This window comes from Brucella sp. TWI559 (genome assembly GCF_039674265.1).
Lineage (GTDB): Bacteria > Pseudomonadota > Alphaproteobacteria > Rhizobiales > Rhizobiaceae > Brucella > Brucella chromiisoli.
This window is the reverse complement of sequence record NZ_JBDJNE010000102.1, coordinates 1-207: the sequence shown is the minus strand read 5'-3', so window position 1 is coordinate 207 and position 207 is coordinate 1. Positions and strand designations below refer to the sequence as shown.

Here is a 207-nt window from a genome sequence, read left to right as displayed (position 1 = left end):
ATCGTGCCGCCATTCGTCCCAAGCGTCACCGCACGACTGTTGTCAAAGCTGTCTGTGAGCAGAAGCGTGCCGGCATCAAACCCGAGCGCACCTGTGGCAGCACCAAGATTGGCATTGGCCGAAACCGACACAACACCGCCATCAATCTGCGTGCCGCCCGTATAGTCACTGGCCGTGCTCGAGAGAACAAGCGTGCCGTCGCCGGTC

Annotated in this window: 1 protein-coding gene; it reads right to left on the bottom strand. The window is 60.9% G+C overall.

What is annotated here, in order from left to right:
- The coding region (locus ABE530_RS19790) for an autotransporter-associated beta strand repeat-containing protein (protein WP_499695746.1) at window positions 1-207 on the bottom strand (207 nt) is incomplete at both ends.